Origin of the sequence: Parafrankia irregularis, assembly GCF_001536285.1 — a bacterium.
GTDB lineage: Bacteria > Actinomycetota > Actinomycetes > Frankiales > Frankiaceae > Parafrankia > Parafrankia irregularis.
The window spans coordinates 121606-142357 of record NZ_FAOZ01000022.1 but is presented as its reverse complement, the minus strand read 5'-3'; the positions used below and the strand labels follow the sequence as shown (position 1 = coordinate 142357).

Sequence of the window (20752 nt, the reverse complement as noted above, 5' to 3'; positions counted from 1 at the left end):
CGCACGCACGCGACCAGGAACCGCTTCCCCAGATCCAGGCCGGCCGCCCGCAGGTAGATGACCTCGTCCTTGACGTCCTGCCGGCCCAACGCCGCCCCCTTCGACCCGATGACCATCGGTGGACATCGGGTCGCCTGGAGAGACCAGGGAACGGGCGAATCTGACACACGTGCTCCCGGCAGCCGCCAGGGGCGGCTGCCATGGCACAAACCGTAGTCCCGGAACCGGCCTCCATCGCCAGCCTTGCTTCACGAGCTCACCGGCATCACAGAATCACCGGCTTACCAGGCGACCCGGCCCTATTTTTCCCTGCATCCGTGGAGGCCAGCGCAGCGGCCTGGCGACCCTTGCTCGGCAGCAGCGGCGGCCCGAAGCCGCGGGTTGGACAGGGCCCTGACTGCAGGAGCGACCGGTGCCGGCTGGTACCCGCTTCTCCTGCGGGCCAGCCGGCACCCGTTCAGCTGACGTCCGAGGTCAGCTGATGTCTCAGCGTCAGCTGGTGCCGAAACCGACCCGGCGGGCCTCGGACTCCGCGATCTCGACGTAGGCGAGCGCGTCCACCGGGACGACGACCCGGCGCCCCTTCTCGTCCACGAGGGTGAGAAGTCCGGTCTTGCCACCGACCGCCTCGCTGATCAGCGACGCGACCGCCTCTGGTGACTGGGTGCTCTCCAGTACCAGCTCGCGGGCGACGTGCTTGATCCCGATCTTGACCTCCACTCGATGACCTCCGCGTGGTCGAGTTTGGCTGGGGGCGTTCTCCGTGACGGCGAGCGCCGCCGACGGGACGATCAGCGCCCACACTATGGCCTACGGGCCGCCGGGCGGGCTTGGTGGCCCGCTGTTCGCTCCGGGCACACGCTGGCTCCGGGCACACACCGGACGCGGCCGGTCGCCGCGGCGCGCCGAAGCATCCCGTGTGGTCGGCGCATCCCGCGCGGTCAGGCCGGCTCGGCCGCCTCGACCTCGACCGGCGTGGTCTCGACCGGGGTCTCGCCCGCCTCGCCGTAGGGCGTCTGGCGGGGGTAGCCGGCGATTCCCCGCCAGGCCAGCTCCACCAGCTGCTCCACGGCGCGTTCCTTGGGGATCGTGGCGCCGCGCTGCAGCCACCAGCGTGCGCCCGACTCGGCCTGGCCGACCAGCCCGACCGCCAGCAGGTCGGCCTCGTCCTGGGTGAGGCCGGTGTCCACGACGATGGTCGCCGCGATCGCGCGCACGCACTGCGCGAAGCTGTCCTCCACCCGCTGCCGGACGGCGGGCTCGCTGCGCAGGTCCGACTCCAGGACGAGCTGGTGCGCACCGCTGGGGTCGTTGACGAAGTCGAAATACGCCCGGACGGATCGCTCGACGCGCACATGGTTGTCGGTCGTGGACGCCAGCGCGGCCCGCACCGCCGACACCAGCCGTTCCGTGTGCTCGTCGACCAATGCCAGGTAAAGGTCGAGCTTGCCGGGAAAATGCTGGTAGAGGACGGGCTTGCTGACCCCGGCCCGCTCGGCGATCTCATCCATCGCCGCGGCGTGATACCCGTGGGCGACGAACACCTCCCGGGCCGCGCCCAGGAGCTGGAACCGGCGCGCGCTTCGGGGAAGCCGGGGGGTGCGACCCGGACGCGACTGCGGCGCCGCAGGCTCGGCTGTCACCCGCGCACCTCCTGACTGATCACCGACGTTGGTCGACCACACCGTTCGCCGACTACACGGTGGCCGTCGGTGCCCAGCCACGTCGACATCTCGCCAACAGTACCCGCGTTGGCGCCCTCGGCCCCGGATGACCGGCTCGACCGGCTCGACCGGCCTAGCGGTATTCCTCCTCGTCGTCCTGGTCGACGACGAGGTTCTGCTCGACGGTGTCGAACTCGTCGGCCTCGGCGGGGCGGGTCACCCGGGGTGTGTCGGCCGCCGGGGTGTCCGCGGTGTCAGCTGGGCGTAGCTCGCGGGACTGCTCGGCGGCATCGGCGTCCGGGACCTCCAGCAACTGCTCGGTCGGTGAACTCATCAGGCACTCCCCTCATCGCTTGCCGCTGCATCGCTTGCCGCTGTCGCCGGAGGTGGCTCGGCTCCGCCGGGTGGCTCGCTGCCCGCCGCCTGCCAGGGCCGCTCGTCACCTCCGGTGCGGCTTTCCGTCCGCCTGGCACCGATACCCGCCATCGGCGCACCCGACTCGGCGCTGGTTGGACTGGTCCGCACGCGACCCGGATCGACTTTCCGGTGGTCTTCCAGTGGCACACCATTGTGTTGACTCGAGTTGGGGAGTGAACATGCGTTCGATCTGGAAGGGTGCGATCTCCTTCGGTCTGGTGTCGATCCCGGTCCGGCTCTATTCGGCGACCCAGGAGCGGGATGTTTCGTTCCACCAGGTCAGGCGCTCGGACGGGGTGCGAATCCGGTATCGCCGGGTGGCCGAGAGCGATGGCGAGGAGGTTCCGTACGCGGACATCGCCAAGGGCTACGAGCTGCCCGACGGTGAGACGGTGGTGCTCACCGACGAGGACTTCGCGAGCCTGCCGCTGACGACGTCCCGCTCGATCGATGTGCTGGAGTTCGTGCCCCTCGACCAGGTCGATCCGATCTACTTCGCGAAGAGCTACTACCTGGAGCCGGACCGCCCGGGTCTGAAGCCCTACGTGCTGCTGCGGGACGCGCTTGCCGGCTCCGGGCGGGTCGCGCTGGTGAAGGTCGCGCTGCGCCAGCGCGAGCAGCTCGCCACCCTGCGGGTCCGCGACGAGGTGTTCGTCCTGGAGACGATGCTCTGGCCGGACGAGGTGCGCGAACCGGACTTCGACTTCCTGGCCGAGGAGGTCGACGTCCGTTCGCAGGAGCTGGCCATGGCGGGCTCGTTGATCGAGACCCTGGCCGCGGACTTCGACCCGACGAAGTTCTCCGACGGCTACCGCGAGGCCCTCCAGGCCGTGATCGATGCCAAGATCGCCGGCCGGGAGGTCGTCGCCCCCGCCACCGGCGAGGCCGCGGGGGCGCCCGCGGGTGACCTCATGGCGGCGTTGCGGGCGAGCATCGAGGCGGCCCGGGAGGGGCGCGGGGACGGCGGCGCCGAATCCGGTGCGCCGGCGCGGGCACGCAGGACACAGAAGAGCCCGGGCGCGAAGGCGGGCACGAAGAGCCCGACCGGTGGGAAGGCCACAGCGGGAACCGCGAAGCCGGCGAAGGTCACGAAGGTGACGGAGGGAACCGCGAAGACCACGACGGGCGCCAAGACCACGACGAGCGCGAAGGCCACTGTGGGAACAGGGCGGCGCACCCGCGACACTGCTCAGGAGGACACCGACCGCGGGCCGACCCGCCGTTCCGCCTGACCGCCCCCGCCTCGCGTCCCGTGCCTGACCGCCCCCGCCTCGCGTCCCGCGCCTTCGGCCATCCGCTCGGTTCCGCCGGCCCGTTCCGCCTGGTGTGCGCCCTGCCGCGGGCCGGCCCGCTGTCGCGCGAGCCACTTCCCGGTGATGTGCGACATCGGGAACAGCGGAGCCGGGGGATGCGCTGCACCATGGTGGAGAATTCCGGGCGACCCGCCTGCGGGCATGGTCGCGCGGGAGGGCACGTGAACCGTCGATCGCGGCTGCCGGCACCGGCGGCTGTGGCATCGTCGGGTGGGAACACTGGGCGTTTTCCATCGTCGACTCGGGCTCTCGGCTTCCCTGGCCCTGGGACGTGAGATGGAAAGGCCCACTGAGAAGGCGAGGAGCAACGTGTCACTACCGCCCCTGGTCTCCCCCGCCGAGGGGCTGACCGTCGACGAGGTCCGCAGGTACTCGCGGCATCTGATCATTCCGGACGTCGCGATGGACGGGCAGAAGCGGCTCAAGAACGCCCGGGTGCTCGCCGTGGGCGCGGGTGGCCTGGGTTCGCCGACGCTGATGTACCTGGCCGCGGCCGGTGTCGGCACGTTGGGCATTGTGGAGTTCGACGTCGTGGACGAGTCGAACCTGCAGCGGCAGATCATCCATGGGCAGTCCGACGTCGGCCGGAGCAAGGCCGAGTCCGCGCGGGACGCCGTGCACGAGATCAACCCGTACGTGAACGTCGTGATCCACGAGCTCAGGCTGGACACCTCCAACGTCATGGAGATCTTCGGCCAGTACGACCTGATCGTTGACGGCACGGACAACTTCGCGACCCGCTACCTGGTCAACGACGCCTGTGTGCTGCTCGGCAAGCCGTACGTCTGGGGATCGATCTACCGGTTCGACGGCCAGGCGAGTGTCTTCTGGGCCGAACACGGCCCCTGCTACCGCTGCCTCTACCCGGAGCCGCCGCCGCCCGGCATGGTGCCGTCGTGCGCGGAGGGTGGTGTGCTCGGCGTGCTGTGCGCCTCGATCGGGTCGATCCAGACCACGGAGGCCATCAAGCTGCTGACCGGCGTCGGCGAGCCGCTCGTCGGCCGGTTGATGGTCTACGACGCCCTGGAGATGACCTACCGCTCCATCAAGGTCCGCAAGGACCCGGAGTGCCCGCTGTGCGGGAAGAACCCCTCCATCACGGAGCTCATCGACTACGAGGCCTTCTGTGGCGTCGTCTCCGAGGAGGCCCAGCAGGCCGCCTCCGGCTCGACGATCACCGCGGCCGAGCTCAAGGCCATCCTGGACGGCGGGGAGCCGATCGAGCTCGTCGACGTCCGGGAGCCCGCGGAGTGGGAGATCGTGCGGATCCCCGGCGCGCGGCTGATCCCCAAGGGTGACCTGCCGGCGCACCTGGCGGAGCTGCCGCAGGACCGGCGGGTCGTCGTCTACTGCAAGAGCGGCGTGCGCTCCGCCGAGGCGCTGGCGACCCTCAAGGCCGCGGGTTTCTCGTCCGCGGTGCACGTCCAGGGCGGGGTGACCGCCTGGGCGACCCAGGTGGACAAGACGCTGCCCGTCTACTAAAGCGCTGCCCGCCCACTAGTCCAGCGGCGCCGTCCGGCCCCGGCGCCCGACGGCGCCGGGACCGGGGCCGGGGATGCCGGCCCCGGTCTGAATACCGGCACTGCTTGAAGATCATGGGATTCTGGTCGTCCTGACGACCAGAATCCTTCACTCTTGTCTGGTCGCAACGGGCTCTGGATCTGCAGCAGCCAAAATCCTCAACTCTTCGGGCGGGTCGGGCCCCGGGGCGCACTCGCTCCTGCTGGCTCGTGACAGATTCGATCGGGAGGCTGGGCCCGTGTCCGAACACAGGCTTCTGGGCGGGCCCGGCCTGACCCCCTACGCCGTCGCGGTGCTCGACGTGGTTGCCAGCATCCCCGTCGGCAAGGTGATGACCTACGGTGACATCGCGGAGTACGTCGGCGCCGGCAGCGGGCGGACCGTCGGCGCGGTGCTCGCGCGCCACGGCGGCGAGGAGGACGTCCCGTGGCATCGGGTGATCAGGTCCTCCGGGGAGCCGAACCCGGCCGCGCCGGTGGAAGCCCTGCGCCGGCTGCGCGTGGACGGCACCCCGCTGCGGCCCGCCGGTGACCGCGTCGACCTGCGGTCGGCCCGCTGGGACGGATCCTCGGCGGGACCGGATCTCAGCAGGACCGGACCTCAGCGGGCGGTGAACCCGCCGTCGGCGGAGTAGACGCTGCCGGTCACCAGCGAGGCCCGGTCCGACAGCAGGAAGTTCACGACCTCGGCCACCTCGTCGGCGGTGCCCAGCCGGTTGGTCGGCTGGAAGAAACGCGCTCCGCGCTGCCCGCGGACCATCGCGGTGTCGATGAAGCCCGGAGCCACCGCGTTGACGCGGATGCCCCGGGTCGCGTTGTCCAGCGCGGCGGCCTTGGTCAGGCCGATCACGCCGTGCTTCGCGGCGACGTACGCGGGTGTGCCGGGCAGGCCGACAGTGCCCAGGACGGACGCCATGTTCACGATCGAGCCGCCGCCGCTGGCGAGCATCGCCGGGATCTCCGCCCGCATGCTGTAGAAGACCCCGGACAGGTTCACGGCGATCACCCTGTCCCAGTCGGCCAGCGGGACGTCCTCCAGCGGCGCCCGGTCGGTCACCACTCCGGCGTTGTTGACCGCCAGGTCCAGCCGCCCCTGCAGCTCGAACGCGGTCTGCACGGCTCCCGCCACCGCCTCGGGGTCGGTGACGTCGACGACGGTCACCAGCGTGTCGCCGCCGGCCGCCTCGATCTGCGCGGCGACCTCCTTCGCCGCGTCGCCGTCCCGGTCGGCGAGGACCACGTAGGCACCGGCGGCGGAGAGCCGGCGCGCGCAGGCGGCGCCGATGCCGGATCCCGCGCCGGTGACGAATGCGACCCGGCCGGCGAGATCACCGCGCTCCGTGCCCGGAGCAGGTCCGGTTCCCGGCCTGGGACCTGGTGTGGATTCCGGCTCGGGGTCGTCCACGGGCAGGGCGCCGGGCCCGGAACGGACGCCTTGATCAGGCTGGATCCTGGTACTGCTCATAACGACTGACGGTGCCACGGACTGTCCGTGTGCTGCACCCATACCGACACCTTTGGTGCAATTCGTGTTCATCTTGTGCTGCTCCAAGGGTCCTGCGTCGGTCCTACGAGACTCTGTGCGGCGCAACGTCGATCGCCTACGCCAGGCGTTGGCGATCTTGACGGGCTGTCGTGATGAGCTGTGCTGTGTGGTCCGTGTTCCGTCTACCGCCCGCCAGCCGCCGCGGCGACCGTTTCGCCTGGTGGCACCGCCCGCACCGATGGTGTCACCCATCGTGTTGGATGCGGCGCAGGCCGAGGTGGTCGGACACGCCGGAGGCCCACTTCTGGTCCTGGCCGGGCCAGGCACGGGAAAGACCACAACGCTCGTCGAGGCGGTGGCCCGGCGGGTTGAGGCGGGCGCTGATCCCGCGTCGCTGCTGGTCCTCACGTTCAGCCGGCGGGCGGCCCGTCACCTGCGCGAGCGGCTCGCCATCCGGCTCGGGGCGGGAGCCGTCGGCCCGGCGGCGTGGACGTTCCACGCCTGGTGCCTGGCGCTGCTGAGGGTGTACGGGGCAGACAGCGCGTCCGGGGGCCCGCGGCTGCTCTCCGGCCCGGAGCAGGACGCCCGCCTGCGCGACCTGCTTGAAGGGTCCCGTGAGATCGGCCGCCCGGCCTGGCCCGACGCCCTGGCCGGGGCGCTGGGCACCCGCGGTTTCGCCGAGGAGGTCCGGATGCTGATGGCCCGGGCCAGGGAGGTCGGCGTCGACCCGCCGGCACTGGCCCGGATCGCCCGGCGGGTCGGGCGCGCCGACTGGAGGGCCGTCGCCGAGTTCTACGGCGACTATCTCGACGCCCTCGGCGCCGAGGGCGCGATCGACTACGCCGACCTCGTGCACAGCGCGGCCAACCTCACCGCGCAACAGCCGGTGCTCGCGAGTCTGCGCCAGCGCTACCAGGCGGTCTTCGTCGACGAGTACCAGGACACCGACCCGGCGCAGGAGCGGCTGCTCGCCGCGGTCGCCGGTGGCGGCGGGGACCTGGTGGTCTTCGGCGACCCCGACCAGGCGATCTACGCGTTCCGCGGGGCCCAGGTGCGGGGCCTGCTCGACTTCCCGGCCCGCTTCCCGAGCCGGGACGGATCGCCGGCGCCGGTCACCGCGCTGCGCCGGTGCCGCCGGATGGCCCCGGCCCCGCTCGCCGCGAGCCGGCGGGTGGCGGCCCGGCTCCCGTCGGCCGGTCTGCCCGTCCGGTATGTCCGCGCGCATCGCGATCTCGTCCCGGCGGACGGTGCGGCGGGGCCCGGCCAGGTCTCGGTCCGCACGTATCCGACGGCCGGTGCCGAGGCCGAGGCCATCGCCGACCTGCTGCGCCGCGAGCACCTGGAGAACGGGGTCGGCTGGGCCGACATGGCTGTCCTGGTCCGCTCGACGGCGGGCCTCGGCGTGCTGCGCCGGGTACTGACGGCGTCCGGGGTCCCGGTGAGTGTCGGCGGTGGCGAGCTGCCGGTGGCGCGGGAGCCAGCCGCCGAGCTGCTGCTGACGGCGCTGCGGTGCGCGGACGACCCGTCCCGCCACCTCACCCCGGAGACGGCGCGCGCGCTGCTCACCTCACCGCTGGGCGGGGCCGACCCGGCCGGCCTGCGCGCGCTCGGCCGGGAGCTGCGGGCCCTCGACGCGGCCACGACAGCCTCACCGGCCCGGACCGACGTCCCGGCCCAGGACGACGTCCCGGCCCAGGACGCGGCAGCCGACGATGGATCAGCCGACGACGGATCAGCCGACGACGGATCAGCCGACGACGGATCAGCCGACGACGCGCCGGCCCAGGACGACGTCCCGTCGCCCGACGACGGGGATGATCCCGCGGGTACGGCCCGGATGCCGGGAACGCCCGCCTCGTCCGCCGAACTGTTGCGGGCCGCGGTCGCCGATCCGCAGCGGATGCTTCTGATGGTCCCGGACGAGCTGGCGGCGCCGGTCCACCGGCTCGGGCAGCTGCTGCGGACGGTGCGGGCGGAGCTGCGCCGTGGCGGCGCCCCCGAGGACGCGCTGTGGACCCTCTGGTCGGCGAGCGGCTGGGGACCCAGGCTGGAACGAGCCTCGGCGGCGGGCGGGGCCGCCGGCCGGTCGGCGGACCGTGACCTCGACGCGGTCGTCGCGCTCTTCGACGCGGTCGAACGCCTCGGCGAGCGGCGCGGGCCCGGATTCGGCGTGGCGTCGGTGGTCAGCGAGCTCACCCACCAGCAGATCGCCCCGGACACCGAGACCAGGGCCGGTCGCCCGGCCACCGTCCGGTTGCTCACCGCGCACCGCTCCAAAGGCCTGGAATGGCAGGTCGTCGTCGTCTGCGGGGTGCAGGACGGCGTCTGGCCCGATCTGCGCCAGCGGCACAGCCTGCTCGGCGCCGAACAGCTGGACGCACCACACCGGGGCGGAGGTGGGGTCCGGCCGCCCCGCACCCGCGACGAGCTGCTCGCCGACGAGCGGCGGCTGTTCTACGTGGCGCTCACCCGGGCGCGGCGGCGTCTCGTGGTCACCGCGGTGGACGGCGCCGACGACGACGGGGAGCAGCCCAGCAGGTTCCTCGACGAGCTGGGCGTCCAGGTGGAGAAGGTGCGATCCCGCTCGGTGCGGCCGCTCACCCTGGTCGGGCTGGTCGCCGCGCTGCGGCGGCTGACCGTCGACCCGGATGCCTCGGCGGCGATGCGCTCGGCGGCCGCCGTCCGGCTCGCGGCGCTCGCGGCGGCCGGCGACGGTGCCGGCCGGGCGCTGGTGCCCGCGGCCCATCCGAACCGCTGGTGGGGCCTGGTGGACGTCACCAGCTCGTCGGTGCCGGTCGTCGCGCCGGACGGTCCGATCGCGCTGTCGGGCTCGTCGCTGTCCGGCCTGGCCACCTGCGGCCTGCGCTGGTTCCTCGAACACGAGGCGCAGGCCGCCGAGCCGGCGTCGGCGGCGCAGGGCTTCGGCAAGGTCGTGCACGCCCTCGCCGACGAGGTGTCATCCGGGCGCACCCCCGCCCGGATGGACGCCCTCGACGCCCGGCTCGACCTCGTGTGGCGGCAGCTGGAGTTCGACTCGCGCTGGCGCTCCGAGCAGGAACGGTCGGCGGCGCGCGAGGCGCTACGCCGGTTCCTGGACTGGCACGCCGCTCGGCGGCGTGAGGTTGTGGCCTCCGAGGTGCGCTTCGCGTGTGACATCGAGGTCGCCGGCCGGGTCGTCCGGCTGCGTGGCTTCATCGACCGGGTCGAGCTCGACGACGACGGCCGGGTGCACGTCGTCGACTTCAAGACCGGGCGCGCGGCGCCGAGCCGGCGCGATCTGCAGACCCATGCCCAGCTCGGCAGCTACCAGCTCGCCGTGCGCGAGGGCGCGCTGGACCGGGTCCTGGACGAAGCCGCGGCCGGTTCCCGCGCGGCGCCTGACCCGGGCTCCGTGGCTGACTCGGGCTCCGCGCCTGACTCCGGTTCCGTGTCCGACCCGGGTTCCGCGGCCGGCTCCCGCCCGCCGGCGGTTCCGGGCGGTGCCGAGCTGGTTCATCTGCGGCGTGACGCCGGTGGGGAGAGCCTCGGCCCCCGGCTGCCGGACGAGCAGCCGGCGCCACCCGAGGTGCAGGCCCAGGAGGCGCTGCCCACCGACGGGCGGGTGTGGATCGACGATCTGGTGGAGGACGCGGTCCGGACAATCACCAGCGAGTCGTTCCGGCCGACACCGGGCGATGCGTGCACGATGTGTTCGTTTCGTCGATCCTGCCCGGCCCGGCCGGAGGGGGAACAGGTGATCGATTGACCAGCCTCGCTGGTTCCGGCTCGCAGCAGGCGCTGCCCGGCTTCGGCCCGGCGGCCGGCGCCGGTGGCGATGACGAGCCCCGAGGCCCCCGGCTGGAGCCCGAGGAACTCCGTGACCTGCTCGGTGTCCCGTACACCGACGAGCAGCTCGCCGCCGCGACCGCGCCGCTGGAGCCCGCGGTGGTGATCGCCGGTGCCGGTTCGGGCAAGACGTCCGTGATGGCCGCCCGGGTGGTGTGGCTGGTGGCCACCCGCCAGGTGGAGCCGGGGCGGGTGCTCGGCCTCACCTTCACCAACAAGGCGGCGGCGGAGCTGGCCGGGCGGGTCCGGCTGGCGCTGCGCCGGGCCGCCGACGCCGGCCGGGGCCCGGGCCAGGGGCAGGGCCAGCCGGGCGACCGCGACCGCGACCGCGACGGTGCCGGTGCCGCGGACGAGCCGACGATCAGCACCTACCACGCCTACGCCGGTCGGCTGGTCGGCGAGCACGCACTGCGACTCGGCCTCGAACCGGACACGAGGATGCTCGTCGCCGCCGCGCGGTACCAGCTCGCGGCCCGGGTCGTGCGCACGCACCGCGGCCGCGTCGAGGCGCTCACCCGGTCGATCTCCGCCCTGGTGGCGGACCTCGTCGCGCTGGACGGCGAGATGAGCGAGCATCTCGTCGCGGCGGACGACCTGATGGAGTTCGACGCCAGGCTGTTCGACCAGGCCCTCGCCGCGCTGGCGGACGCGGCCCGCCGTTCGGGCACGAAGACCCTGCGCAAGGAACTGCGCCGGATCGCGGCGACCGCGCGGGGCCGGCGCGAGCTCGCCGCGCTCGTCGCCGACTACCGGGTGGCCCGGCGGGCCCGTGACGTCCTCGACTTCGGTGACCAGGTCACCTTCGCCGCCCGGCTGGCCGGGCGGTACCCGGAGGTGGCGGCCGCCGAACGCGGCCGGGCCGGGGTGGTGCTGCTCGACGAGTACCAGGACACCTCCGTCGCGCAGCGGACGATGCTGGCCGGGCTGTTCGGCGCCGGGCATCCGGTCACCGCGGTCGGCGACCCCTGCCAGGCGATCTACGGCTGGCGGGGTGCCTCGGTCGCGAACCTCGACAACTTCCCCGAGCACTTCCCGCGCGCCGACGGCACGCCGGCCGCCCGGTACCGGCTGTCGGTGAACCAGCGCAGCGGCGGCCGGCTGCTCGCGCTGGCCAACGATGTGGCCGCGCCGCTGCGGGCCCGCCACCATGTCGTCGAGCTGCGGCCCCGGGCGGACGTCGTCGCCGCCGGGCGCACCCTGGTGGCGCTGCACGAGACCTGGGCGCAGGAGGTCGCGTGGGTCGCCGAACGGCTGGCGGAGCTGGTCGCCGCGGGGGAGCGGCCCGGCAGCATGGCGGTGCTGGTGCGGGCCCGGTCCGACGTCCGGGCCCTGCACACGGCGCTGATCGCCGCCGGGCTGCCGGTCGAGGTGGTCGGCCTGGCCGGGCTGCTGGATCTTCCCGAGATCGCGGACGTCGTCACCGTCCTGGAGGTGCTGGAGTCCCCGATCGCGAACGCGGCGCTGGTGCGGCTGCTCACCGGCCCGCGGCTGCGCCTCGGTCCACGGGACCTGGCGGCGCTCGGCCGGCGGGCGCGGCAGCTGCTGTCCGCCGACGCCGCCCGGGAAGGTGCCGCGGCTGCCGCGGCTGCCGCGGCTGGCGGGGACGCCGGGGCCGGGCCGGCGGCCGTGGACCCGCTGGCCGAGGCGGTTGCCGGCATCGACCCCTGCGATGTCGTCGCTCTCGCGGACGCCCTCACCGATCCGGGGCCGGAGATCTCCGTGGCCGGCCGGGAGCGGGTGATCGAGCTCGGTGCGGAGCTGGCCGCGCTGCGCGTCCACGTCGGGGACGGGCTGCTCGACCTGCTGCACCGGGTGATCGCCACCATCGGGCTCGATGTGGAGATCTCCGCCAGCCCGAAGGCGGTCGCGGCCCGCCGGCGGGAGAACCTGGCGGCCTTCCTCGACGCCGCCGCCGACTTCGACGACCCGGACGGGCCGAACTCGCTCGCCTCCTTCCTCGCCTACCTGCGGGCGGCCAGGGAGCACGAGCGCGGCCTGGACATCACCGGTCCGAGCGGCGCGGACGCGGTCGCGCTGATGACCGTGCACCGGGCGAAGGGCCTCGAATGGGAGGTCGTGGCCGTTCCGGACCTGAGCCGGGGGGTCTTTCCCGACCTGACCGTGCGGGACCGGTGGACGACGTCGACCGGTGTGCTGCCCACACCGCTGCGCGGCGATGCGGCCGAGCTGCCCGCCTATGCCGTCAGCGACTCGAAGGCGGAGCTTGCGACCTTCACCGACGACTGCCGGGCCTACCAGGAACGGGAGGAGCGGCGACTGGCCTACGTCGCGTTCACCCGGGCGAAGTCGGTGCTGCTGGGCAGCGGGCACTGGTGGGGGCCGACCCAACGCACCCGGCGTGGCCCCTCGGTGTTCCTCACCGAGCTGCGTGAGCATGCCGCCGCGGGCCACGGGCAGGTGGCTGTCTGGGTGCCGGAACCGGCTCCGGGCCGTAACCCCGACCTGGCCGTGCCGGCGGAGTTCAGCTGGCCGATGCCCTACGAGCCGGTCGCGTACGCGCGGCGGCGGGAGGCCGCGGCGGCCGTCGAGCAGGCGTTCGCCCTGCTGGGTGCCGGGCAGGCGCCACCCGTCGACGAGCTGGCCGGGATGACCGCCCGGGAACGGGCGCTGCTCGCCGAGCTCGACCGTGAGGCGGCGCTGCTGCTGGCCGAGGAACGATCGGCCCGGGCGCCCTTCCGGGATGTGGCGATGCCGACCAGCCTGACCGCGTCCGACATCGTGCGGCTGCGTGCCGATCCGGCCGAGTTCGCCCGTGAGCTGGCCCGTCCGCTGCCGCGGCGCCCGGTGCCGCAGGCCCGCCGAGGCACCCGGTTCCACACCTGGGTGGAGGAGCTGTTCGAGCAGCGGCCGCTGATCGACCTCGACGACGTGGTGGACGCGGCCGGTGCCGAGGCGACGGCCGGCCAGCGTCTGAGCGGCCCGGATCTGGCCGCGCTGCAGGACGCTTTCCTGGCGGGCCCGTACGGCTCCCGCCGCCCGTTCGCCCTGGAGACGCCGTTCGAGGTGATGATCGGCGGGCGGGCGGTGCGCGGTCGCATCGACGCCGTCTACGACCTCGGTGGCGGCCGCTGGGAGGTCGTCGACTGGAAGACGGGCTCGGAGCCGGCCGATCCGGTCCAGCTCGCCGTCTACCGGGTCGCCTGGGCGAAGGTCCGCGGGGTGGCGGTGCCCGACGTCGACGCGGCCTACTTCTACGTCGCCTCCGGGCAGGTGGTCCGTCCGCCGCTGCTGTCCGAGGACGAGATCGTCGCGATCCTGGCGAATCCCGCTGCCGCCGCTGCCACCGAGGCCGCTGCCGCCGCGGCCGGCAGCCCCAGGCAGCCCGGTCGGTAACGGCCCGCGGTCAGCGGCGGATGTCGACCAGCAGGGCGAGGTGGTCGGAGACCGCGGTGCGGCGCGCCTCGCTGGCGGCGACGGTGCCGACCGGGCCGCGGGCCAGGACGTGGTCGAGCTGCACCCGGGGCGCGTGCGCCGGGTAGGTGCGGTGGGCGGCGAGGCGGCGCCAGCCGGTGAACCAGGTCGGCAGCCGGCCCGGCAGGTTCAGGTCACCGAGCAGCAGGACGGGTCCGTCGACCTCGCGCAGCCGCTCGACCAGCCTGCGCAGCTGCCAGGCGTTCCAGCCCGGCGCGAAGGAGAGATGGGTGGTCACCACGGTGAGCGGTCCGCTCGCGGTCTCGACGACGGCGGCCAGAGCCACCCGTGGCTCGTCGTCGAGCAGGATCATCCGCACCCGCCGGGACGTCCCCGGAACCAGGACCGGGGAGCGGACCGGCGACCGGCCCAGCGGAACCACCCACCAGCGGCGCACCGGCAGGCGGCTGACCAGCGCGATGCCGTAGGCGGGCTCGTTCTCGGCCCGCCGGCCGTCCGCGGGGCGCCAGCGGTGCCCGGGCGTTCCGTAGACGGTGGGGGCGAACCGCCAGCCGCCGTCGGAGGCCCCCAGCGCCGTCGCCGCGGTGGCGGCCTGGTCACCGCCGCCGGACCGTGGCTGCGCGAGGTCCATCTCCTGCAGGCCCAGCACGTCGCAGTCCAGGTCCGCGACCGCGGTGGTGAAGCGCTCCGCCTCTACCCGGCCGTCCGCGAGGGACAGCCCGTGCATCGCGTTGAAGGACCCGACCCGCACAGCACCGACCGTAGCGCGCTCGCCGGTGTCGGCCGCCCCGAACCGGCGGGACACCCGTCAGGGACCGGGACTGATCCCCGGGCCCGACCCGGTGCCGGAGGTGTTCTCGGGGCCGGGTGGCTCCGCGGGGCCGCCCGGACGCAGCCCGATGGTCGCCCGCAGGAGCAGCTCCAGCTCGAACCGTGCCTCGGGGTCGTCCAGGGTGGTACCGAACAGCTCCCGCAGCTGTCCCACCCGGTAGCGGACGGTCTGCGGGTGAATATGCAGCCGTTCGGCCACCAGCCGGCGCTGGCCGTGCAGGGCCAGCCAGCACAGGAGGGTCTCCGCGAGGCGGGAGCGGGTGCGTTCGGGGAGCGTGGCGAGTGGCCCGAGCCGGCGCCGGGCCAGGTCGTCGAGCAGGCCCGGGTCGCGGGCCAGCACCAGGCCGGCGAGGTGGTCGTCGGTGAACAGCGGCTCCGGCCCGGCAGCGGCGGGCAGCCGCCCGGCGAGCAGCGCAGCCCGGGCGAAGCTGGCCCGCTCCACGCTGGTCGTGATCTGCTGCCAGGCGACGCACGGCCCGACCACCGCCCCGGCCCCGGCGAGCCGATCGGCCAGCCACAGCCGCCGGGACGGTTCCTGGGCGTCTCCCAGGAACAGCCAGAAGTCGGACCCGTGGCTGGTCCGCGGGCAGCCGGTGGACAGCCGTGAGGGCAGCTGCTCGTCGGGCCCCTCGGGAACCAGGACGGCCGCCATCCGCTCGGGCAGCCGGACCGCGCCGGTGCTGGCGGCGTGCTCGATGGTCGCCGCGTCCGTGCCGGAGAGCAGCATCTCGCCCAGCCGGTCCCACAGGCGCTCGCGCTCGCCGGCGACCTCGAACTGGGCGAGCGCGTAGCCGTCCGCGGACGCGGCCGAGATCCCGTCGATGTAGGCGAACATCATCTCGGCGAGCGCCACGAGGCCGCCGGCGTCGAGGCCGGCGTGGCGGGCGGCCTCCCCGAGCCGGCGCCAGGAGATCCGGGCACCGACCCGATAGGCGCTGAGCAGGTTGTCCAGGGAACGCCCGGCGCGCACCTCGCCGCGCCCCAGCCGGACGTAGACGTCCCGGCTGGTGGCCAGGTCACCGGCGGCGCCCGGCCCGGCCTCGACGAGCGCGAGGAACCGGGCGAGGGCCTCCTCGACGCCGCGGCGCACGCCCCGCCCGAACGAGCCTTCCAGCGGACGGGCGTAGGCGGGGACCTCGGCGGCGATCGCCGCGATGATCTCCTCGCCCAGCTGTTCCAGCCCATGGGCGAGGGATTCACTCAGCCCGGGCGGAAACTTTCCCACTCGGACAGTCTCGCCTGCGTCCCGGCGCCCCGGCTGGCCGGCCCGCCGGGAAGCCCGCCTGCCGGGACGTCCGGCCTGTGGGAAGGGTCGGTCGGCACGGGGGTGGTGTAAGGGCGGCGGCGGGGTGTGGCGGGCGCGTCGTGGGAGCGAGAATGACGTCGTGGAGACACCGACCGGCATCATCAGTGCGCTGATCACTGGCTGTGTGATCGGCCTGCTCGGCCGGCTCGTGGTCCCGGCGCGCCGCCGGGCGCCGATCGGCTGCCTGATGACGGTGCTCATCGGCCTGCTCGGCGCCGCGCTGGGCCTGGTGGTCGCCTCCGGTATCGACGCGGGCTGGCTGCTCACACTGGTGCTGCAGGTGGCCATCGCCGCGCTGCTCGTCTTCCTGGTCTCGGCTGCAGGGGCCCGGCACCCGCGCTGACGGTGCGGCCGTGTGGGGGCGTGCCACGGAGCGGCGACGTCACGGCATGGCGACGTCACGGCATGGCGATGTCACGGTGTGGCGATGTCACGGTGTGGCCATGCCACGGTGTGGCCATGCCACGGTGTGGCCATGCCACGGTGTGGCCATGCCACGGTGTGGTCGTCCCGTACCTGCCGCGAATCGTCCTTTCGTAGTCTTCTCGTCTCCGCCCGGGGACGGTGCGGTGAGGTGATGCTGCCGAACGTGGCCGCCCAACCGGCGCGGGCAGTAGCGTGGCGATGTGTCCTCGCCTTCGACCGCCGGTCCGCCCCCGCCCAGCGCGGTGAGGGCCGCCCTGCCGTCCCCCTCCTACCCGTTGCGGCGGGTGACGCTCGCCAACGGGCTGCGGGTCCTGCTCGCCCCGGACCGCACCGCCCCCGTGGTGGCCGTCGCGGTCCACTACGACGTCGGCTTCCGCTCGGAGCCGGAGGGCCGCACCGGGTTCGCCCACCTGTTCGAGCACCTGATGTTCCAGGGCAGCGAGCACGTGGGCAAGGCTGAGCATCCCAAGTACGTGCAGGCCGCCGGGGGCATCTTCAACGGCTCGACGCACCCCGACCACACGGACTACTTCGAGCTGCTGCCCTCGGGCGCGCTGGAGCGGGCGCTGTTCCTCGAGGCCGACCGGATGCGCGCGCCGAGGATCACCCGGGAGAACCTGGACAACCAGATCGCCGTGGTCCAGGAGGAGATCCGGGTCAACGTGATGAACCGGCCCTACGGCGGGTTCCCCTGGATCACGCTTCCCCCGGTCGCGTTCGACACCTTCCCCAACGCCCACAACGGGTACGGCGACTTCTCGGAGCTGGAGGCCGCGAGCCTCGACGACGCCGCGGACTTCTGGGAGAAGTTCTACGCGCCGGGCAACGCGATCCTGACCATCGTCGGCGAGTTCGACCCCGACCAGGCCCTGGAGCTCGTCGAGCGGTACTTCGGGGTGATCCCGGCCCGGGCGGTGCCGCCGCGGCGCAGCTTCGCCGAGCCCATGCGGGCCGAGGAGCGCCGCGAGGTCCTGACCGACCGGCTGGCACCCCGTCCCGCGCTCGCGGTCGGCTACCGGGTGCCCGATCCCGACCGGGACCTGCCGGCGTTCCTCGCGACCCACCTGCTGACCGACGTGCTCACGACGGGCGACGCGAGCCGGCTGGAACGGCGGCTCGTCCAGAAGGACCGTTCGGTGACGGCGATCAGCACCTATGTCGGCACCTTCGGGGACCCGTTCGACCAGCGGGACCCGCTGCTGCTCACGCTGGAGGCCCGCCACGCCGGCGACTCCAGCGCCGACGGGGTGCTCGCCGCCGTCGACGAGGAGCTCGACCGCATCGCCGAGAACGGGCTTGAGCCCGGCGAGCTCGAGCGGGTGCGGGCCCAGGTCGCCGCCGGCATCCTGCGGGAGTCCGACGACGCGCTCGGTCGCGCCCTGAAGATCGCCACCTTCGAGCTGCACCACGGTCGTCCCGAACTGCTCAACGAGCTGCCCGGGCTGCTCGCGGACGTCACCGGCGAGGCCGTCGCGGCCGCCGCCGGCGCGCTGCGGGCGCAGGGCCGCGCGGTGCTGGAGCTGCGGGCAGGCGCCGCGTGAGCGCGGCACAAGGAGGCACGGTGACAACGACCGCCCAGACCGGGACGGACGACCAGCCCCAGACCGGCGAGGCCGCGGCCGGCGAGAGCGCCGCCGGGTCCGCTGCCGGCTCGGTGATCCCCGCGGTCGCGCCCACCGTGCAGAACGAGCTGCCGGCTGTCGTCGGGCGCACCCTGGCCAACGGCCTGCGGGTCGACGTGGTCGCCCGGGCGAGCGTCCCGCTGGTGGAGCTGCGGCTGCGGATTCCGTTCGCCGGCGCGGGCGCGGCCTACCAGGCCGAGGCCGAGCTGCTGGCGGAGACCATCCTCACCGGTTCGGGCCGGTATGACCGGGTCGGGCTGGCGACGGCGGTGCAGGCCCTGGGCGGCTCGCTGCGGGCCGGTGTCGACGCCGACCGGCTGGCCATCGTCAGCTCCGCGCTCGCCACCAGTCTGAAGCCGCTGCTCGCGCTGATCGCCGACGTCCTGACCTCGGCGAGCTACCCGGAGGACGAGTTCGTCGGCGAGCGCGAGCGGGTCGTCGAGGAGACGACGACCGCGTTCAGCCAGCCGTCGGTGATCGCTCGCGAGGCGCTGCTGCGCCGGATGTTCGGCGACCACGTCTACGGCAGCGCCATCAACCCGCCGGCGCTGCTCGCCGAGGTCGGTGTCGAGCGCGTGCGGTCCCTGCACGCCACCGGGGTCTGCCCCGGCGGCGCGATTCTCACCATCGTGGGGGACGTCGATCCCCAGCAGGCGCTGGACGCCGTCGAGGCGACCCTCGGAGCGTGGCAGGGCACCGCCGCCGCGGGGCACCCGACCGCGCCGGTGCCGACGCCGGGCCGAATCGTGATCGTCGACCGGCCGGGTGCGGTGCAGACGAACATCCGGCTCGGCGGGCGGGCGCTGAACCGCGCCGCGCAGGCGCATCCGGCGTTGCGGCTCGCCAGCACGATCTTCGGTGGCTACTTCAGCTCGCGGCTCGTCTCCAACATCCGTGAGGACAAGGGGTACACCTACTCGCCGCGCAGCTCGGTCGAGCACTACCAGGCGGGTTCCCGGTTCACCGTCGGCGCGGAGGTCTCCACCGACGTGACCGGGCCGGCGCTGCTGGAGATCTACTACGAGCTCGGCCGGATGGCGCTGCTGCCACCCACCGCGGAGGAGCTGGACGCCGCCCGTCAGTACCTCATCGGCACGCTCGCGCTGTCGGGCGCCACCGCGGCCGGGCTCGCCGGGACGCTGTCCGGGCTGTCGGGTGCGGGCGTCGGCGTGGAGTACCTGCGGGACCATCCACAGGCGCTGACCGAGGTCACCGCGGAGGCGGTCCAGGCCGTCTCGGCGGAGCTGCTGGCGCCGACCGGGCTGGTGACCGTTCTCGTGGGCGACGCGTCGAAGATCACCGAAGCGGTGCGGGTGCTCGGCGACGTCGAGCTTGGCGTCGTCGAGTCCGCCTGACCCGCGGGGGCAGGGCCGGTGAGGTCAGCGGCGGCTGGGCGCGGGGCGGGCTGGGGCGGGGCGGGCCGCCGCCGGAACCGCTCGGGCTGCCGGGGCCGGGTCCGGCACCGGAGCCAGGGGCGGGACCGGGTCCGGGGCTGCCCGGGCTGCCGGGCGTCGGCCCGGGACCGGGCCCAGACCCGGTGGCGCCGCCGCGGCCGAGCTCGCCCGGCAGGGTGATCCGCGGGTCGCCCACCGACTCGACCACCTGCCGGGCCAGGTCGTGCACCCGTCTGCCCATGCCTCGGGCGGTGCGTCGCAGCCGCTCGAAGGCATCCCTGGGCTTGATGTGGTTGCGCTCGGCCAGCACCCCGATCGCCTGCTCGACGATGACCCGGGAGGCCAGCGCGTGCTCGAGCTGGATCACTGACAGGCGCAGCTGCTCGGTCTCGCTGAGATCGCGGTCGGCCCGTCGGGGCCGGCCCGGCGGGCTGAGATCCTCGGCGAGCAGGTCGGCCAGGACCATCGCGGAGACGAGATCGCCGACTGGCCGGATCTCGGGTCCCGGGCCTTCCACGATCCAGCCGGCCGATGCCCGCCGCAGCCGCATGTCCGAGGCGCCGGATCCGGTCCTGCTGCCCGGGCCTGCCGTTCCGCTCGGGCCGCGAGCCGCGCCCGGGCGCGGCGGGCCCGACTTCGGCGGCGCGGGGCGCGGGGCGCCCGGCCGGGCGGCGGGGCCGGGGCGCGGGGCGCGGGCGAGAACCTCGGGGGTCACCCGGGGCCCGTTGCCTGCCGCTGATTCCGGCGACGGCTCAGGGTGCCCGGGGTGTGGTCCGTTCCGGCCCGTACCGGGGCCTGGCTGGCCGTCCTGCCCGGGCCCGGCCTCGCCGGGTGCCGTCGGCAGCTGGCCGCCTCCGGGAACATCGCCGGTTCCTCGTGTGTCGCCGGTTCCGGGCGCGGCGACGGCCGCAGGCACGGCGCTCGTGCCGGGCTGGGCACTCACGCTGGGCTGGGCACCCTCGGAGCCGTTACTGGCAGCAACCTCGAAGCGGGCCTCGCGGGTCAGTTGGTCCCGTAGCGCCTCCGACGCTCCCAGACTGTCCGCGATTGCCCGCAGTACTCCGAGTGATTCCGGCGGGATGGCGATCGATGACCGGTCGAGGCCGGTGATGATGCCGAGCACCGCGCCGTCCGGCCCGACGAGAGGCATCGAGACGTGGCTGTGGACGCCGAACCGCTCCACCTCGACGGTGTCGGCCAGGGCCGGGTCCTGGTCGGCCCGGGACCCCGCGGCGGCGGCCCCATCCAGCATTCGGGCAGGTAGACACCGGGCACGCGGAACTCTCAGCCCGGCAACCAACTCGGGGATCGGCCCACTCACCCGTAGGTAGACGGCCTGGGTCCCCGACACCGCGATGAGGCATGCCTGCTCCATCTGGTGGAGTGCGTGCGTGGCTCTCAGCGCGGCGTCGACCGTGCTCCACGGGAGTCCTGAAGGTGCTGACGACACAGGCCGAACTCTCCCACAAAGTTCACGGGCAGTGACGGACACCGTCCCAAGAGCCGGCCGTGTGTGCGTCGGGAAGGCGTGAACTCCCGCAGTGTTGTCGCCCTG

General features: G+C 73.9%; 15 protein-coding genes. 8 read left to right on the top strand and 7 right to left on the bottom strand.

What is annotated here, in order from left to right; all coding sequences use genetic code 11:
- Positions 1-492: 492 nt before the first annotated feature.
- The 3 genes from AWX74_RS26795 to AWX74_RS26785 form a co-directional block, all read right to left on the bottom strand.
- Positions 493-720, bottom strand: coding sequence for a DUF3107 domain-containing protein (locus AWX74_RS26795; RefSeq protein WP_006543213.1), 228 nt, complete (start codon positions 718-720; stop codon positions 493-495).
- A 221-nt stretch (positions 721-941) separates the two neighbouring features.
- Complete coding sequence (locus AWX74_RS26790) at positions 942-1643, bottom strand: TetR/AcrR family transcriptional regulator (protein ID WP_054565163.1); 702 nt, start codon at positions 1641-1643, stop codon at positions 942-944.
- A 154-nt stretch (positions 1644-1797) separates the two neighbouring features.
- Complete coding sequence (locus tag AWX74_RS26785) at positions 1798-1998, bottom strand: hypothetical protein (RefSeq protein WP_091282655.1); 201 nt, start codon at positions 1996-1998, stop codon at positions 1798-1800.
- A gap of 262 nt (positions 1999-2260) precedes the next feature.
- Here AWX74_RS26785 and ku point away from each other — a divergent pair, with 262 nt between their 5' ends.
- From ku to AWX74_RS26770, 3 genes are all read left to right on the top strand, one after another.
- Positions 2261-3313, top strand: a complete 1053-nt coding sequence (ku, locus tag AWX74_RS26780; RefSeq protein ID WP_091282693.1) for a non-homologous end joining protein Ku — start codon at positions 2261-2263, stop codon at positions 3311-3313.
- Between the two features lie 390 nt (positions 3314-3703).
- Positions 3704-4876 carry an adenylyltransferase/sulfurtransferase MoeZ gene (gene moeZ / locus AWX74_RS26775; protein WP_091282652.1) on the top strand — a complete coding sequence of 391 codons (1173 nt, stop codon included), beginning with the start codon at positions 3704-3706 and terminating at the stop codon, positions 4874-4876.
- Positions 4877-5153: 277 nt separating this feature from the next.
- On the top strand, positions 5154-5549 hold the full coding sequence (locus tag AWX74_RS26770; protein WP_091282649.1) for an MGMT family protein: 396 nt from the start codon (positions 5154-5156) through the stop codon (positions 5547-5549).
- Here AWX74_RS26770 and AWX74_RS26765 read toward each other — a convergent pair.
- The gene (locus AWX74_RS26765; protein WP_226931247.1) at positions 5516-6379 is read right to left on the bottom strand and encodes an SDR family NAD(P)-dependent oxidoreductase; all 864 of its coding nucleotides are present in this window, start codon (positions 6377-6379) and stop codon (positions 5516-5518) included. The two genes, AWX74_RS26770 and AWX74_RS26765, sit on opposite strands and share 34 nt — an antisense overlap.
- Before the next feature lie 259 nt (positions 6380-6638).
- On the opposite strand from AWX74_RS26765, the gene AWX74_RS26760 reads away from it, so the two are divergent.
- Together AWX74_RS26760 and AWX74_RS26755 are read left to right on the top strand one after the other, a co-directional pair.
- Positions 6639-10145: an ATP-dependent helicase gene (locus tag AWX74_RS26760; protein ID WP_091282646.1), complete on the top strand. Its 3507-nt coding sequence runs from the start codon at positions 6639-6641 to the stop codon at positions 10143-10145.
- The gene (locus AWX74_RS26755; protein ID WP_091282644.1) at positions 10142-13579 is read left to right on the top strand and encodes an ATP-dependent helicase; all 3438 of its coding nucleotides are present in this window, start codon (positions 10142-10144) and stop codon (positions 13577-13579) included. Before AWX74_RS26760 ends, AWX74_RS26755 begins: the two co-directional genes overlap by 4 nt.
- Before the next feature lie 10 nt (positions 13580-13589).
- On the opposite strand, the gene AWX74_RS26750 is transcribed toward AWX74_RS26755, so the two are convergent.
- A complete protein-coding gene (locus AWX74_RS26750; protein WP_091282689.1) occupies positions 13590-14369 on the bottom strand; it encodes an endonuclease/exonuclease/phosphatase family protein in 780 nt (259 codons plus the stop codon).
- 57 nt (positions 14370-14426) lie between these two features.
- A complete protein-coding gene (locus AWX74_RS26745) occupies positions 14427-15674 on the bottom strand; it encodes a PucR family transcriptional regulator (RefSeq protein ID WP_091282640.1) in 1248 nt (415 codons plus the stop codon).
- 160 nt (positions 15675-15834) lie between these two features.
- Here AWX74_RS26745 and AWX74_RS26740 point away from each other — a divergent pair, with 160 nt between their 5' ends.
- The 3 genes from AWX74_RS26740 (at position 15835) to AWX74_RS26730 (ending at position 19158) form a co-directional block, all read left to right on the top strand.
- Entirely contained in the window at positions 15835-16098 is a 264-nt protein-coding gene (locus AWX74_RS26740) for a hypothetical protein (RefSeq protein WP_035957405.1), read from the top strand.
- A gap of 325 nt (positions 16099-16423) precedes the next feature.
- Complete coding sequence (locus AWX74_RS26735; protein WP_091282637.1) at positions 16424-17722, top strand: M16 family metallopeptidase; 1299 nt, start codon at positions 16424-16426, stop codon at positions 17720-17722.
- A 113-nt stretch (positions 17723-17835) separates the two neighbouring features.
- A complete protein-coding gene (locus AWX74_RS26730; RefSeq protein WP_091282685.1) occupies positions 17836-19158 on the top strand; it encodes a M16 family metallopeptidase in 1323 nt (440 codons plus the stop codon).
- Here AWX74_RS26730 and AWX74_RS42145 read toward each other — a convergent pair.
- Positions 19100-20449 (bottom strand): ANTAR domain-containing protein, encoded by a 1350-nt coding sequence (locus tag AWX74_RS42145; RefSeq protein ID WP_278184659.1) that lies wholly within the window; start codon positions 20447-20449, stop codon positions 19100-19102. The genes AWX74_RS26730 and AWX74_RS42145 overlap by 59 nt on opposite strands.
- Between the last annotated feature and the right edge of the window lie 303 nt (positions 20450-20752).

Coding starts and splice junctions, on each gene's coding strand:
- AWX74_RS26785 (WP_091282655.1), bottom strand. CDS start 1,998: ATGAGTTCACCGACCGAGCAGTTGCTGGAGGTCCCGGACGCCGATGCC.
- AWX74_RS26760 (WP_091282646.1), top strand. CDS start 6,639: ATGGTGTCACCCATCGTGTTGGATGCGGCGCAGGCCGAGGTGGTCGGA.
- ku (WP_091282693.1), top strand. CDS start 2,261: ATGCGTTCGATCTGGAAGGGTGCGATCTCCTTCGGTCTGGTGTCGATC.
- AWX74_RS26765 (WP_226931247.1), bottom strand. CDS start 6,379: ATGAGCAGTACCAGGATCCAGCCTGATCAAGGCGTCCGTTCCGGGCCC.
- AWX74_RS42145 (WP_278184659.1), bottom strand. CDS start 20,449: ATGCTGGATGGGGCCGCCGCCGCGGGGTCCCGGGCCGACCAGGACCCG.